16 protein-coding genes are annotated in these 13,337 nt (G+C 75.5%); 8 read left to right on the plus strand and 8 right to left on the minus strand.

Annotated features, from left to right (window positions below):
• Nucleotides 1-17: 17 nt before the first annotated feature.
• Nucleotides 18-1,133: a mechanosensitive ion channel family protein gene (locus KSE_RS04660; RefSeq protein WP_014134117.1), complete on the minus strand. Its 1,116-nt coding sequence runs from the start codon at nt 1,131-1,133 to the stop codon at nt 18-20.
• A gap of 225 nt (nt 1,134-1,358) precedes the next feature.
• On the opposite strand from KSE_RS04660, the gene KSE_RS04665 reads away from it, so the two are divergent.
• Nucleotides 1,359-2,384 (plus strand): YihY/virulence factor BrkB family protein, encoded by a 1,026-nt coding sequence (locus KSE_RS04665; protein ID WP_014134118.1) that lies wholly within the window; start codon nt 1,359-1,361, stop codon nt 2,382-2,384.
• 52 nt (nt 2,385-2,436) lie between these two features.
• Here the strand turns inward: KSE_RS04665 and KSE_RS04670 are convergent, their stop codons facing one another.
• Nucleotides 2,437-3,192: an alpha/beta fold hydrolase gene (locus tag KSE_RS04670; protein WP_014134119.1), complete on the minus strand. Its 756-nt coding sequence runs from the start codon at nt 3,190-3,192 to the stop codon at nt 2,437-2,439.
• A 282-nt stretch (nt 3,193-3,474) separates the two neighbouring features.
• Here KSE_RS04670 and KSE_RS04675 point away from each other — a divergent pair, with 282 nt between their 5' ends.
• Together KSE_RS04675 and KSE_RS04680 are read left to right on the plus strand one after the other, a co-directional pair.
• The gene (locus KSE_RS04675) at nt 3,475-3,828 is read left to right on the plus strand and encodes a hypothetical protein (RefSeq protein ID WP_014134120.1); all 354 of its coding nucleotides are present in this window, start codon (nt 3,475-3,477) and stop codon (nt 3,826-3,828) included.
• A 59-nt stretch (nt 3,829-3,887) separates the two neighbouring features.
• Entirely contained in the window at nt 3,888-4,247 is a 360-nt protein-coding gene (locus KSE_RS04680) for an immunity 51 family protein (protein WP_014134121.1), read from the plus strand.
• Nucleotides 4,248-4,387: 140 nt separating this feature from the next.
• On the opposite strand, the gene KSE_RS04685 is transcribed toward KSE_RS04680, so the two are convergent.
• The 3 genes from KSE_RS04685 to KSE_RS04695 all read right to left on the minus strand — a co-directional run bounded on the left by KSE_RS04685 (nt 4,388) and on the right by KSE_RS04695 (nt 7,230).
• Nucleotides 4,388-5,167 (minus strand): transglycosylase family protein, encoded by a 780-nt coding sequence (locus KSE_RS04685; protein ID WP_014134122.1) that lies wholly within the window; start codon nt 5,165-5,167, stop codon nt 4,388-4,390.
• A gap of 514 nt (nt 5,168-5,681) precedes the next feature.
• Nucleotides 5,682-6,449 (minus strand): type I methionyl aminopeptidase, encoded by a 768-nt coding sequence (gene map, locus KSE_RS04690; protein WP_014134123.1) that lies wholly within the window; start codon nt 6,447-6,449, stop codon nt 5,682-5,684.
• A 211-nt stretch (nt 6,450-6,660) separates the two neighbouring features.
• Nucleotides 6,661-7,230, minus strand: coding sequence for a TetR/AcrR family transcriptional regulator (locus KSE_RS04695; RefSeq protein WP_014134124.1), 570 nt, complete (start codon nt 7,228-7,230; stop codon nt 6,661-6,663).
• Between the two features lie 115 nt (nt 7,231-7,345).
• On the opposite strand from KSE_RS04695, the gene KSE_RS04700 reads away from it, so the two are divergent.
• Both KSE_RS04700 and KSE_RS04705 read left to right on the plus strand, forming a co-directional pair.
• Nucleotides 7,346-7,810, plus strand: a complete 465-nt coding sequence (locus KSE_RS04700; RefSeq protein WP_014134125.1) for a nuclear transport factor 2 family protein — start codon at nt 7,346-7,348, stop codon at nt 7,808-7,810.
• Nucleotides 7,811-7,929: 119 nt separating this feature from the next.
• Complete coding sequence (locus tag KSE_RS04705; protein ID WP_014134126.1) at nt 7,930-8,193, plus strand: helix-turn-helix domain-containing protein; 264 nt, start codon at nt 7,930-7,932, stop codon at nt 8,191-8,193.
• 40 nt (nt 8,194-8,233) lie between these two features.
• On the opposite strand, the gene KSE_RS42690 is transcribed toward KSE_RS04705, so the two are convergent.
• A complete protein-coding gene (locus KSE_RS42690) occupies nt 8,234-8,566 on the minus strand; it encodes a PCC domain-containing protein (protein ID WP_014134127.1) in 333 nt (110 codons plus the stop codon).
• 205 nt (nt 8,567-8,771) lie between these two features.
• On the opposite strand from KSE_RS42690, the gene KSE_RS04715 reads away from it, so the two are divergent.
• Nucleotides 8,772-9,113 (plus strand): hypothetical protein, encoded by a 342-nt coding sequence (locus tag KSE_RS04715; protein WP_106437595.1) that lies wholly within the window; start codon nt 8,772-8,774, stop codon nt 9,111-9,113.
• Between the two features lie 20 nt (nt 9,114-9,133).
• Here KSE_RS04715 and KSE_RS04720 read toward each other — a convergent pair whose 3' ends face one another.
• Nucleotides 9,134-9,844: a class I SAM-dependent methyltransferase gene (locus tag KSE_RS04720; protein ID WP_014134129.1), complete on the minus strand. Its 711-nt coding sequence runs from the start codon at nt 9,842-9,844 to the stop codon at nt 9,134-9,136.
• A 68-nt stretch (nt 9,845-9,912) separates the two neighbouring features.
• Entirely contained in the window at nt 9,913-10,212 is a 300-nt protein-coding gene (locus KSE_RS04725; RefSeq protein ID WP_193365914.1) for a hypothetical protein, read from the minus strand.
• A gap of 445 nt (nt 10,213-10,657) precedes the next feature.
• On the opposite strand from KSE_RS04725, the gene KSE_RS04730 reads away from it, so the two are divergent.
• Nucleotides 10,658-11,419 (plus strand): aggregation-promoting factor C-terminal-like domain-containing protein, encoded by a 762-nt coding sequence (locus KSE_RS04730; RefSeq protein WP_033259768.1) that lies wholly within the window; start codon nt 10,658-10,660, stop codon nt 11,417-11,419.
• Between the two features lie 218 nt (nt 11,420-11,637).
• Nucleotides 11,638-13,290: a sigma-70 family RNA polymerase sigma factor gene (locus tag KSE_RS04735; protein WP_014134132.1), complete on the plus strand. Its 1,653-nt coding sequence runs from the start codon at nt 11,638-11,640 to the stop codon at nt 13,288-13,290.
• Nucleotides 13,291-13,337: the final 47 nt, after the last annotated feature.

The following is a 13,337-nucleotide window of genomic DNA, read 5'->3' on the forward strand; positions in this document are numbered from 1 at the left end:
CCCCGGTCGGATCGGCCTCAGTCGTCGGCCTCCACCCGCGCCGGCCGCTGCCGCTGCTCCGGCCACCGCTCCCGCTCCGGCCCGCCCGGTTGGCCTGACACACCCGACGCGCCCGGCTCGCCCGGGGCGGCCGAGACCGGGAGCCGGGGCAGCGCGTACGGGTGCTGCTCGCGCAGGAACGCCACCAGGTGCTCGCGCAGCTCGCAGCGCAGTTCGAAGGCGTCGGCGCCGTTGGCGGCGGTGGCCAGGGCGCGCACCACCAGGGTGGTGGGGGTGGTGTCGACGACCTGGAGGGCGCTGCCCTCGCCGTCCCAGCGCGGGTTCTTCGCCAGGTAGGCGTCGAACTCGGCGCGCAGCAGGTCGACGGGCGTGCGGTGGTCGAGGTGCAGCAGGGCGGTGCCGGTGATCCGGTCGGAGCGGCGCGACCAGTTCTCGAACGGGCGGCCGGCGAAGTACGACATCGGCATGACGATCCGGCGCTGGTCCCAGGTGGCGATCACCACGGCGGTCAGGGTGATCTCCTCGACGGTGCCCCACTCGCCGCCGACCACCACCACGTCGCCGATCCGGGCCAGGTCGCCGAAGGCCATCTGGATGCCCGCGAACAGGTTCGACAGCGCGCTCTGCGCGGCGATGCCCGCCACCACGCCGACCAGTCCCGCCGAGGCCAGCAGGCTGGTGCCGACCACCCGCACCGCCGGGAAGGTCATCAGCATCGCGGCCAGCGCCAGCACCGCGATCGCCGCCTGCAGGATCCGCCCCAGCAGGCCCGCCTGGGTGCGGGCCCGCCCGGCCCAGGCCGCGTCCCGGCGCCGCACCGCGAGCCGCACCGCCCCGTCCAGCACCAGCCCGGCGGCCCGGGCGGCCAGCCAGCCGCACGCCCCGATGGTGACCAGCACGAGCAGGTGCCCGACCCCGCCGGGCGCCCGCACCCACGGGCCGGCGGCCAGCAGCAGCCCGCAGGCGGCCACCGCGAGGATCGGCTTCCGGCACCCGCGCAGCACCTGCGGCACCGTCCCGGCCCGGGCCGGCAGCCGCCGCGCCACCGGCTCCACCAGCCGGTCCACCCCGTACAGCACCAGCCCCACCGCCGCACCGGCCGCCACCAGCCGCACCGCGCTCCACCACCACACCGGCCCGGCCTCCTGACGCCCTCGACTCCGGATCCCCCGCCGCCTTTCCGCCCCGGGCGGGTTCACACCCGCCACCGGGGCATACGCGCAGTCGCCACCGGACCGCCGGACCGGACCGCCGAGGAAGGAGCCACCCGCCGTGCACCCCGTCGAACCAGCCCCGCGCGCCACCGACCATGCCGCCACCCCCGCCCCCATCCCCGTCACCATCCCGGAGCAGCGCCCATGAACCCCGTCGAGCGCGCCCTGCGCGCCACCGACCGCGCCCAGCAGCGCCACCGGGGGCCGGCCTTCGTGGTCGGGGTGGTGAAGAAGTACGGCGACGACCGGGGCGGGCTGCTGGCCGCGCTGATCACCTACTACGGCTTCGTGTCGCTGGTGCCGCTGCTGCTCCTGCTCTCCACCGCGCTGGGCTTCGTCCTGCACGGGCACCCGGAGGCGCAGCGCGCGGTGCTCGACTCGGCGCTCGCCGATTTCCCGATCATCGGGGACCAGTTGCGCGGGAACGTGCACTCGGTGCGGGGCAGTGGTCTGGCGCTGGTGGTCGGGGTGGCGGGGCTGCTCTACGGCGCGCTCGGGATCGCGCAGGTGCTGCAGCACGCGATGGCGGAGGTGTGGAACGTGCCCGGGGTCCGGCGGCCGGGCTACTGGTCGCGGCTGGGGCGCAGTCTGGCGCTGTTCGGGGTGCTGGGCGGCGGGCTGCTGCTGAGCACCGCCGCGGCGGCGCTGGTGGGTGCGGCGCTGGGCGGTCCGGCGGCGCGGGTGGGCGGGCTGCTGCTGTCGGCGGTGCTCAACTCGCTGCTGTTCCTGGCCTGTCTGCGGATCCTCACGCCGAAGGAGGTGGCGGCCCGCGCGCTGCTGCCCGGGAGTCTGCTCGCGGGGCCGCTGTTCACCGTGCTGCAGGCGTTCGGCGCGGTCCTGGTGGCGCACCAGTTGCGGCACGCCACCGCCGTCTACGGGTTCTTCGCGACGGTGATCGGCCTGCTGTCCTGGCTCTACCTGGCCGCCCAGGTCACCGTGTACGCCGCCGAGTCCAACACCGTCCTGGCCCGCCGGCTGTGGCCGCGCTCCCTGCTGCAACCGCCGCTGACCGGCCCGGACGAGCGGGTGCTGGCCGACATCGCCCGCCAGGAGGAGCGCCGCCCGGAGCAGCGCGTCGACGTCGGCTTCGAGGACCCGCCGCCGGACGGGGAGCGGCCGGACGACGGGGAGCGGCCGCCGGACGGGAAGCGGGCGGACGACGGCTCCTGACCGGGGCGCCGGCGTCCGGGGCGTCCGGCCCGGGGTCAGCCCTGGGCCGGGGTCAGCCCTGGGCCGGGGCGTGCGCGGTCAGGAAGGCGCGGACGTCGGGGAGGGCGCCGTCGGCGAGCAGGAAGGCGCCGTGGCGGGAGCCGGGGTAGATCTTGAGCTGCTTGACGGGGGCGACGGCGGTGGCGTGCAGTTGGGTCGCGGTCCGGGGGAAGCGGCCGTCGCCCTCCTCGGCGGCGAAGAAGCTCGGCACGGTGCCGGTCAGGACGGCCTTCGCCGCGTCGGACTCGCCGGGGTAGCCCTCCGGGGAGCTGAGCGAGACGACCGCCTTGATCGGCAGCGGCGCGCCGGCCGGGTCGGCGGCGGCCTCCAGCGAGGCGCTGGCGCCCTTGGAGGCGCCGACCAGCGCGACCGAGGTGGCGCCGTGCGACTTGAGCAGCTGGATCGCGGCCTTCACGTCGCCGGGCCCGCCGCCGCCGGCCATCCAGCCGACCACCGCGTACCCGGCGGCGGTGAACTCGTCGTAGTACGGCTGCCAGTCGCACAGCGAACCGCCGGCCTGCGGGGCGAAGACCAGGCCGACGGCGGCCTTCCCGGCGGTGGAGTCGCGGTAGTAGGCGCCGAGATCGGCGCCGGGGGCGGCGAGTCGGAACGCGCCCGCGCTCTGGGCGGGCGTCAGGCAGCCGTAGGTCTCGGCGGCGGCCGCGCTGCTCGTGGCGGTGGTCGTCTCGGAGCCGTCGGAGCCGCAGCCGGTGGCGGCGAGCAGCAGGGCGGCGGTCAGCCCGAGCGCGGGCAGGACGGATCGCTTCATGGTGGTTCTCCCCCGTACGGCCGGGCGCACGTCTGCGGACGGTCCCGGCGAATGTGAGCGAAACGCTAGGCAGCGGGCCGAATAGGCGTCAATGGTCTGTACCAAAGTGTGAGGTTCGGTCACTTACCTTTGCCAGAAGGGCAATTGCCCGACCATGACACTGTCATGACCCTCACATGACCCGACCGACCGGGCTGTCCATGATGCGGATGCCCCGGTCGGCGGACGGCCCGGCGTGGTCGACTGGACGCGCCCCCCTCCTCGCACCCCAGGGAGACCGTCATGCTGTTCGCGCTGCCCTCGCTGGACGGACTGGAGTTCGCCCCGGTCTCCCGCCCCGAACAGGGCGAGGTCGACCCGGGCACCCGGTTCGCCTACCACGAGGACGAGGGCCTGGTGTGGGCCGACTACCGCGGCGGCGAGGTGGTGCACGGCCACCTGGTCGGCACCCGCACCGGCGACACCGTCGACTTCCGGTACGTGCAGCTCAACCGGGCCGGCGAGACCAACTCCGGCCACTGCGTCAGCGTCCTGACCCGCCTCCCGGACGGCCGGCTGCGACTGGACGAGACCTGGGACTGGGAGTCCCGCCCCGGCTCGGGCACCAGCGCGGTCGAGGAGGTCCTGCCGTCCTGACGCCCCCGCCGGGGCGCTGTCGGCGGGCGCTGTCGGTGGGCGCCGCTAGCGTCCGTGCCATGACTGCTGATCGTGAGACCTTCGACCCGCTGGTGCTGATCGAGTACGACCACCGGCCGGGTTCGTACGGCCTGCTGCTGACGGACGACCGGATGGTCGAGGTCGACGAGGCGTTCGAGGCGGCCGGGCAGCAGAACGGCGGCTACGGCTGGGAGGCGGTGGCGCGCTCCGCCGTCCGCACCCGGGCGCCGCACCTGGAGGGCCGGTTCCGGTACGACCCGGAGGCCGGCATGTTCGTCGCGTACGGGGACGACGGGGCGGCGCTGCGCGAGCTCGGGGCGCTGCTGGCGGAGGCGTTCCGCGACCGGGCGGCGCTGCGCGGGCTGCTCGACGCCGCCGACCCCGACTGGTTCGACTGACCGCACCCCTCACTGGTCGCACCTCCGGCGGCCACGCCGCTGACGTGCGAGAACGCCGGACGGCCGCCCCTCCCGACATGAGGGGCGGCCGTCCGGCGTCGTGCGTGCGGTCCGGTCCTACCGGAGCCTGATCAGGCCGATCAGACGGAGAGGACCTGGCCCGGGTAGATGACATCGGCGGAGGCGCCGATGGTCTGGGCGTTGGCGCTGTACAGCGCGTCCACCGAGGTGCCGTTGGCGGCCGCGATGGCGCTCAGGGTGTCACCGGACTTGACGGTGTAGCTGCCGCCACCGGCGTTGGTGGTGGTGCTCTTCTTCCAGGACTGGCGGCCCTGGTCGGCGGAGGCGGAGGCGGAGCTGTCGGTGTTGGTGGAGGCGGAGTCGGTCTGGGTGGTGGCCGACTTCGCGGACTTGGTGCTGCTGCTGGTGTTGCCGGAGGTCGCGTTGCTGCTGTTCGTGCTGCTCGCGGCGGTGGAGCTGCTGGAGGTGTCGACCTTGGCGGCCGCGCCGCCCTGGGTCAGACCCGCCTGCACGGAGCAGACCGGCCAGGCGCCCGGGCCCTGGGACGCCAGGACCTTCTCGGCGATCTCGATCTGCTGCGCCTTGGTGGCCTGGTTGGCCTGCGGGGCGTAGGCGGTGCCGCCGAAGGCGGCCCAGGTGGAGGAGGTGAACTGCAGGCCGCCGTAGAAGCCGTTGCCGCTGTTGATCGACCAGTTGCCGGTCGACTCGCACTGGGCGACCTTGTCCCAGGTGGACACGTCCGCGGCCGAGGCCGAGGTCGCCGTCACGAGGCCGGCCACCGGGAGAACGGCCACCGCGGTGCCCGCGACGATGGCGCCACGGACGCGGTTGCGCTTCCGGTTGCCCTGGTCGGCGGTGGTGGCGGTCTTGGTGGCGGCAGTCTCGTTACGGAAGATCATGCGATTCCTTTCGGATGCCCCGGGCAGGCAAGGCGGAACCAGGGGCCCGGAAGGGCCTTCGGTCTCTCGCGCTTGTGGATCGGACGGGGCGGTCGATGTCCGACCCGCTCTCCGTCGCGGTCACCCTGCCCGTCGGGCGGCTGGTCTGCCGCACCGGGGCGTTGGTTTCGGGTGATCCCGGGTAGTGCGCCCTGCACTGGTTACGAAGTTACGGGCGATCCGACGGAACTCCAAGCATTCCAAGGTTTATCCAGGTCAGAGGCTGGTTACCGCCGGTACAACGGCCTCCGGCGGGCGGACGGACCGCGATTTCCCGGGCCCGGCCGCCGGCCGCTGTGACCGGCCTCACCGGTTTTGACCGCCCCCGGCCGGGGAAGCGCGCACCCTCCGTGGCCCCCCGTTGACCGCGCGCCGACTGTCCAGCGATCCGGCTATGGGACGGGCCACAGCGGCCACCCACCGTGCACCGCGCCGTCACCCGCCGTGGCCGAACCAGCCCTCCGGGGAGGCCCGTTCAGGAGAGGGTGGTGAGCACCCGCGGCCCGTCCTCGGTGATCGCGACCGTGTGCTCGGAGTGCGCGCCGCGCGAGCCGTCCGCCGAGCGCAGCGTCCAGCCGTCGGCGTCGACCCGGAGCTTCGCCGAGCCCGCGCACCACCACGGCTCCAGCGCCAGGGTCAGCCCGGGGCGCAGTTCGAGGCCGCGCCCGGGGCGGCCGAGGTTCGCGACGTGTGGCTCCTCGTGCATGGTGCGGCCCAGGCCGTGGCCGCCGAAGTCGCCGTTGATCCGGTAGCCCGCGCCCTGGCCGACCTCGGCGATGGCCGCCGAGATGTCGCCGATCCGGTTGCCGGGGACGGCGGCGGCGATCGCCGCGTCCAGCGCGGTCCGGGTCGACTCGGCGAGCCGGACGTCCCGCTCGTCCGGGGTGCCGACGATGACGGTGACCGCCGAGTCGGCCACCCAGCCGTCGATCGACACCGCGAAGTCCAGGCTCAGCACGTCCCCGTCCCGCAGGACATAGGGGTGCGGCTGCCCGTGCAGCACCGCGTCGTTCACCGACAGGCAGATCACGTTCCGGAACGGGCCGCGGCCGAAGGACGGCTCGTAGTCCCAGTAGCAGGACTCGGCACCGCGGTCGGCCACCAGCTTCCGGGCCCGCAGCTCCAGGTCCATCACGTCCCGCCCGACCTCGGCGAGCGCCGACAGCTCGGCCAGCGTCTGGGCGACGAACCGGCCGGTGACGGCCATCTTCTCGATCGCCTGCGGGGTCTTCAGCTCGATCACGGCACAGCTCCCTGCCCGGCGGCCGCCCGGCCGCCCGGTCGTGAGGACAGCCGGTATTCAAATACCGGCGATGGACAGCGACACGCTAGCAGCATTCCGGTATTCAAATACCGCAGCACGGCCGCAGCGGCACCGTGGGAGCACCGCGGCACCGGCCCGGACGATCGCGGGGGCGCCGTCGCGCCCCCCGGCCCCGCCAGGCGGGGGCGGCTCAGCGGGCGGCATCGAGCAGCGCCTGCACGGCGGCCCTCGCCTGGCGGGCCGGGGCGGGGTCGCCGCCGATCGCGGCGGTCACGATGGCGCCCTCCGCGAGCAGCCGGACCGGCGCCGGGTCGGCGAGGCCGGCGGCCCGGGCCCAGTCGTCGAGCAGGGCGTGGAAGGCGTCCTTGTGCGCCCGCACCTCGGCGAGCACCGCCGGGGAGGCCGGGCCCAGTTCGCCGAAGGCGTTGATCCAGGCGCAGCCCCGGTAGCCGGGCTCGGCGAACCACTCCCCCAGCCAGTCGAAGGCGGCCAGCAGTCGGGCCCGGGGCTCCGCCGCCCGTTCGACCGCAGCCGTCAGCCGGGCCCGCCAGCGCAGGTCGCGGCGGCGCAGTACGGCCACCACCAGGTCGTCCTTCGCCGGGTGCAGGCGGTAGATCCGCTTCAGCGGCAGGCCCGAGGCGGCCCGCACCTCGTCCATGCCGACGGCGCGGAACCCCTTCTCGTAGAACAGCGCCTCGGCGGCGTCGAGCAGTACCTCGCCGTCCTGGCGGGTCTGGTCCTCGGTGAGCGGGGCGGGCATCGGCGGCTCCGGCGGGCTGGTCCTTGACGTGGAGAACGGTCGTTCCCTAGCGTAGGCCTCACCAGGATGGAGAACGTACGTTCTCCACCATCGCCCGGAGCCGCCGGAGGCCGCCATGTCCGAGGACCGCCCGCCCCACCCGCCCTTCACCCGCGCCACCGCGCTGGCCAAGGTCCAGGCCGCCGAGGACGCCTGGAACACCCGCGACCCCGAACGCGTCGCCCTCGCCTACACACCCGACACGGTCTGGCGCAACCGCGACATCTTCCTCACCGGCCGCGCCGAGGTCACCGCCTTCCTGACCGCGAAGTGGCAGCGCGAGCACGAGTACGCCCTGCGCAAGAACCTCTGGGCGTTCGAGGACGACCGGATCGCCGTCCGCTTCCAGTACGAGTGGCACGACGCGGACGGCCAGTGGTGGCGCAGCCACGGCAACGAGCTGTGGGAGTTCGACGCCCGCGGCCTGATGCGCCGCCGCGAGGCCAGCATCGACGACGTCCGGATCACCGCCGCGGACCGGCGCATCCACGGCCCCCGCCCGGCGTCCGAACGCGGCGGCCCCGAACTGCCGCTGCGCTGAGCCGGGCCCGGCCGGAGGCCCGGCGGCCGGGGCGCCCCCGGAGGTGCGGGCGCGCAGCACCGGCACCGCCCCACCGCCACCGCACCGGCCGCCCCGACCGGACCCGGTAGCGTGTCCGCATGGTGCGAGTCCCCCTGACCCCCGAGCAGATCGAGGCCGGCCGCCGCCTGGGCACGCTGTTCCGCGAGACCCGGGCCGGCCGCGACCCCGCCACCGTCGCGCAGAGCGCCGGCATCTCCCCCGAGACCCTCCGCAAGATCGAGATGGGCCGTCTCCCCAGCCCCGGCTTCGGCACCGTCGTCGGCCTCTGCGCCGCGCTCGACCTCCCCCTCGACACCGCCGCCCGCGTCTGGCTCGGCGCGGACGACTCGGCGCTGCTCTGAGCCTCCGCCTCCAGGCCCCCCAGGTCGCCGGGCCGGTGCCTCAGAGCCGCTGGAGGTAGACGTGCAGCGTGTAGGGGCCGCCGACCTCGGCGGTCTCCAGGTGGCCGGAGAGGGCTCGGCCGCCCTCCAGGCCGCAGGTGACGTGGATGTTCGGGACGCCGTCGCGGATCTCGCCGTTGCCGGCGACCTCGGCCAGCCGGCCGGCGGTGTGGACCTTCTCCCAGGGGCGGTCGGCGTTCATGGTGGAGACCGTGAAGGAGCGGGCCGCGCCGACGAGCGAGACCACGGCCGCGTCGGTGATGCCGCGTTCCCCGGCGATCGCCGCCAGGGCCTCGATCGCGTCGCCGTCGTCTCCGAGGATGATCAGTTCCACCGTCCCGCTCCGTTCCGTCCCCAGCCGATGGGCCCGAAGGGCCGCCCCCGACAGCCTCTCCCGGGGGCGGCGTCGCGCACCAGCGGTTCGGGGAGTCGCGCTGATCACGCGCGAGCCGCCGGGACACCTTCCGGGTTTCCGCTGCGCGGCCGGGCCCGCTCCGGTAGACCCTTGGTGGGAGCCGGAGTTGACGAAGGAGCGGTAGATGCGGGCAGGTGCCCGAGGAGTACCGGACGTGCAGGGCGGCGAGCCGTACGACCCGCTGACGGACCGGGAGTTGGCGGCGGCCCGAGCGGCCCGCGCGAAAGCGGGCGCTCTCGCCGGGGAGTTGCGGACGCTGATGGGCGAACGGCCCTCGATCACCTGGACCGGCGGCGGCGCGGTACGGGTGTCCGTGCGGGTGCGCGACGGGCGCGGCTGGGAGCGGGCGGCGGCCGTCCTCGCCGTCCTGGCCCGGGGCGACCGGTTCGGGCACCGGAAGGCGCGCGGCCGGGAGTACCTGTGGGTCGAGATCGGCGGCGCGCCCGTGCCGGACGAGGAGTGGTGAAGCGGCGGGGAGCCGCGCGGCTACAGGTGGGCCAGCACCGCGTAGCGCTCGTCGTGGACCGGTCCGCCCCAGAGGGCCGGCTCGGATGCCAGGGAGTGGACGCGGAGGGTGCGGACGAGGGGGCGGAGGGCGGCGGTGAGGGTTCCGGCGGGGACGCCACCGGCCCAGGGGAGGCCCTCGGCGCCGGGGGCGTACGGCTCGACCGGGGCGCCGGCCTCGCGCCAGCGGCCCTCGACGAGCAGCAGCCGGCCGCCGGGGCGCAGGCGGGCGGTCCACTCGCGGAGCGCGGCGACGGGGTCGGGCAGCGTCCAGAGCAGGTGGCGGCAGAGCACCGCGTCGTAGCGGTCGCCGCCGGTCGGGGGGCGGCTCGCGTCGCCGACCAGGAAGCGACCGGTCAGCCCGGCGGCGGCGAACTTCTCCCGGGCGAGGTCGACCATCGCGGGGGCGAGGTCGACGCCGGTGACCCGGTGCCCGGCCTCCGCGAGGAGCCGGGCGAGCGAGCCGGTGCCGCAGCCGACGTCGAGCACGTCGAGCCCTGCGGTCCCCCCGAACCCGTCGCGCCCGTCGCCCCCGTCGCGCCCGTCGAGCCCCGCGCCGGGCAGCCACTCGGCGAGGCGGCGGCGCCAGGCCGCCCGGACGGCGGGGTCGCGCAGGCCGTGGTCGGGCTCCCGGTCGAAGGCGGGGGCGGCGGCGTTCCAGTAGGCGGCGACGGGGGTGAGCGGCTCGTTCATCCGTACACGCTCCCAGGCGCCACCGACATTCCCCGGAACGGCACGGAGGGCGCGGCAGCGCGGGGAGTTCAGCGGCGCCCGCTGCCGCCGCGGCGGCGGTGGGCGGCCTGGACGGCGCACACCGAGCGGTAGGAGAGGACGGCGAGGGTCGATTCGGCGGAGAGCACGGCGGCGGTGCTGCGCCAGGAGCTGATCGACAGCACGGACAGCGCGGAGCCGATCGAGCCGATCGAGAGCGCGGAGCCGACCGAGCCGATCGACAGGAACGAGCCGACCGAGCCGATGGAGAGGAACGAGCCCGTCGAGCCGAGCGAGAACCCGCGGGCCGCCGCCGCGCGCAACCAGGGCCGGGGTGATCGAGTGTCCATCCGTCCGTCTCCTTCTTCTCCTGGTGCTCCAGGGGCGGGTGCGGGGGCCGCACCGGCTCTGACCGGCCACGGTCAGGTGCGGGGGCTTTCCGAGCGGCTCCGGAACTGACGGTACGTCACTTTCCCCGCACCGTGCGTCCCGGGGCGGGGGCGGTGTGAGATCCGCCACGGCCCAGGCGATTGCGTGGACGCGTCCGGGTGCGGCAGGGTGAATCGACGTCAGGCCCCGCGTACGGCCCTGAATGCCCGGCAACTCCGGTCGGCGGGCGGACAACTGAACCAACCGCAGCGCCGTACGCCGCTCGATCGTGCCGCTCCTGCCGGGTCCGCCCGGACGGACGGCCGAGCCAGCGCCTCCCGTGACCAGTGCTCGACGGAGGCCAGTGCCCGGGGCAGATGTGCGCCCGTACGGTCACCTCGCCGGGCGATGCCGGAAGGAAAGCATGTGACTCGGATCTCGGTCCGGGGTGTCGCTGTCGTCTCCGCCACCGCGGTGACCGCCGTCGGCGCCGTCGTCGGCGTGGCTGCGGGCAGCGAGGGAAAGCCCGTCCAGACGGTCGACGTCGCGAGCGCCACGCTGTTCGCGGACGCGCCCACCGGGGAGCGGGCCCAGCACGTCAGCGACGGCATCGGCCGGCAGGCCGACGCCCAGCAGAGCGCCGCCGACGCCGCCGCGAAGAAGGCCGCCGAGGAGGCCGCCCGCCTGCAGGCCGCGGCCGACGCCCAGGCCAAGGCCGACGCGGAGAAGGCCGCCCAGCAGGCCGAGGCCGACGCCGCCGCGCAGAAGGCCGCGGACGACGCGGCGGCCGCCAAGAAGGCCGAGGCGGACGCCGCCGCGAAGAAGGCCGCCGAGGCGAAGAAGGCCAAGGAGGCGGCCAACCAGGCCGCGTCGGTCAGCGCGCTGGCCTCGATCCCGGCCGGCTCGGTGCAGGACACCGCCCGGCAGATCATCGGCGACGACGCCCAGTTCCAGTGCTTCAGCCAGATCGTGCAGCGCGAGAGCGGCTGGGACTACACCGCGTCCAACAAGTCGTCCGGCGCCTACGGCCTGGTCCAGGCGCTGCCCGGCTCCAAGATGGCCTCGGCCGGTGCGGACTGGCGCACCAACCCCGCCACCCAGATCAAGTGGGGCCTGAACTACATGAACAGCCGGTACGGCAGCCCCTGCGGCGCCTGGTCGTTCTGGCAGTCCCACCACTGGTACTGATCCCGGCCGTCCCCCGGAGCGGGTCCGCGCAGTCCGCGCGGGCCCGCTCCGGCGTTCCGGCGTTCCACCGCCCGGGCCGCCCGCTCTATGCTTCGGGACTGCCGGGACGGCCGGGGACGGCGGGGCAGGTTCCGGCGGCTTTTGCGTTATCCGCCGCTGCCCGGCGGATCTCCGAGGGTGTGAGGGCAGGACGCGAGAACACGAGGACGGGCCGGGCTGTGGACAGTGGGCGGGCGGCGGCGCTGGTCGGGCGGGCGCAGCGCGGTGACCGGCAGGCGGTGGCGGAACTGGTCGGCGGGCACCTGCCGCTGGTGTACAACGTCGTGGGCCGGGCGCTGTCCGGGCACCCGGACACCGACGACGTGGTGCAGGAGACCATGCTGCGGGCGGTCGACGGCCTGGCCGGGCTGCGCGACCCGGAGGCGTTCCGGAGCTGGCTGGTGGCGATCGCGCTGAACCAGGCCCGCCGCCGGCTGCGGGAGTCCCGGGAGCTGGAGGCGGTGCCGGACCCGACGGCGGTCGCCGACCCGGGGGCGGACTTCGTCGGCCTGACGATCGTCCGGCTCGGCCTGTCCGAGCAGCGCCGCGAGGTCGCGGAGGCGACCCGCTGGCTCGACCCGGACGACCGCGACCTGCTGGCGCTGTGGTGGCTGGAGGCGGCGGGCGAGCTCTCCCGGGCCGAGCTGGCCGCCGCGCTGGAGGTGACCCCGCAGCACGCGGCGGTCCGGGTCCAGCGGATGAAGGGGCAGTTGCAGGCCGCCCGGGTGGTGGTGCGGGCGCTGGCGGCCGTGCCCGGCTGCCCGTGGCTGGCCGAGGCCACCGCCGGCTGGGACGGCGTCCCCGGCGCGCTGTGGCGCAAGCGGATCGGCCGGCACGCCCGGGAGTGCGCGGTCTGCGACGAGCAGCGCCGCGGCCTGGTCCCGGCCGAGGGCCTGCTGGCGGGCCTGGCCATGCTGCCGCTGCCGCCCGGCGCCGGGTACCCGGGCCTGCCGACCGCCTTTCCCGCCGGTTCCCCCACCGACTCCACCGACTCCCCCGGTGCCTCCTCCGCCCCGGGCTCCCACCGGCGGGGTGGCTCGCACCGGCAGGGTGGCTCGCACCGGGCGGGTGCGCGGCGCGGCCGTCGGCGGGCCCGGCGGCGCGGGCCCGGGGCGGTGGTGCTGGGCGGCGGGGTGGTGGCCGCGCTGGCGGTGGTGACCGGGCTGCTGGTGGTGGTCGGCGACTCGGACGCGCCCACCGCGGCGGCGGGCCCGGCCGACCCGCGGCCGTCGGCGCCCTCGTCCGCGCTGCCGCTGGTCGACCCGACGGGCGCCACCGCACCGGACCCGGCCCCGACTCCGTCCCCCAGCCTCACCCCCGCGCCCACGGCGTCCCCCAGTCCCTCCCTGTCCCCGCCCCCGCCCCGGCCCTCCCGCACGTCGCCGCCCGGGTCGCCGTCCGGGTCCGCCGCGCAGGCCGCCGTCTCCGCGTCCGCCTCGAAGCGTTCGGCGGATCTCGCGCAGCAGGTCGTCGAGCTGGTCAACTCCCAGCGGGCGCAGGCGGGTTGCGGGCCGGTGGCGGCCGAGGCGAAGTTGGCGGCGGCGGCGCTGGGGCACTCCGAGGACATGGCGGCGCGGAACTTCTTCGACCACACCAACCCGGACGGCGCCGGTCCGCAGCAGCGGATCGACGCCGTCGGGTACGCGTGGAGCGGTTGGGGTGAGAACATCGCGCGCGGTCAGAAGGACGCGGCCGCGGTGATGGACAGTTGGATGAACAGCCCGGGGCACCGGGCGAACATCCTGAACTGCAAGTTCACCGAGCTGGGTGTGGGTGTCCACCTGGGCGGTGGTGGGCCCTGGTGGACGCAGGACTTCGGTACGCCGCGCTGACGCCGTCGACGGCGCCGTCCGCCCGGCGGGCTCCCGCCCTCCGCTCC

This window comes from Kitasatospora setae KM-6054 (assembly GCF_000269985.1).
Taxonomy (GTDB): domain Bacteria; phylum Actinomycetota; class Actinomycetes; order Streptomycetales; family Streptomycetaceae; genus Kitasatospora; species Kitasatospora setae.

Excerpts from the sequence above, each read along its gene's own strand:
- KSE_RS04695 (WP_014134124.1), bottom strand. The coding sequence starts at position 7,230 with ATGCCCGCCCCGCTCACCGAGGACCAGACCCGCCAGGACGGCGAGGTA.
- KSE_RS04720 (WP_014134129.1), bottom strand. The coding sequence starts at position 9,844 with ATGAACGAGCCGCTCACCCCCGTCGCCGCCTACTGGAACGCCGCCGCC.
- KSE_RS04680 (WP_014134121.1), top strand. The coding sequence starts at position 3,888 with ATGACTGCTGATCGTGAGACCTTCGACCCGCTGGTGCTGATCGAGTAC.
- KSE_RS04700 (WP_014134125.1), top strand. The coding sequence starts at position 7,346 with ATGTCCGAGGACCGCCCGCCCCACCCGCCCTTCACCCGCGCCACCGCG.
- KSE_RS04685 (WP_014134122.1), bottom strand. The coding sequence starts at position 5,167 with ATGATCTTCCGTAACGAGACTGCCGCCACCAAGACCGCCACCACCGCC.
- KSE_RS04705 (WP_014134126.1), top strand. The coding sequence starts at position 7,930 with ATGGTGCGAGTCCCCCTGACCCCCGAGCAGATCGAGGCCGGCCGCCGC.
- KSE_RS04670 (WP_014134119.1), bottom strand. The coding sequence starts at position 3,192 with ATGAAGCGATCCGTCCTGCCCGCGCTCGGGCTGACCGCCGCCCTGCTG.
- KSE_RS04715 (WP_106437595.1), top strand. The coding sequence starts at position 8,772 with ATGCGGGCAGGTGCCCGAGGAGTACCGGACGTGCAGGGCGGCGAGCCG.
- KSE_RS04725 (WP_193365914.1), bottom strand. The coding sequence starts at position 10,212 with ATGGACACTCGATCACCCCGGCCCTGGTTGCGCGCGGCGGCGGCCCGC.
- KSE_RS04675 (WP_014134120.1), top strand. The coding sequence starts at position 3,475 with ATGCTGTTCGCGCTGCCCTCGCTGGACGGACTGGAGTTCGCCCCGGTC.
- KSE_RS04665 (WP_014134118.1), top strand. The coding sequence starts at position 1,359 with ATGAACCCCGTCGAGCGCGCCCTGCGCGCCACCGACCGCGCCCAGCAG.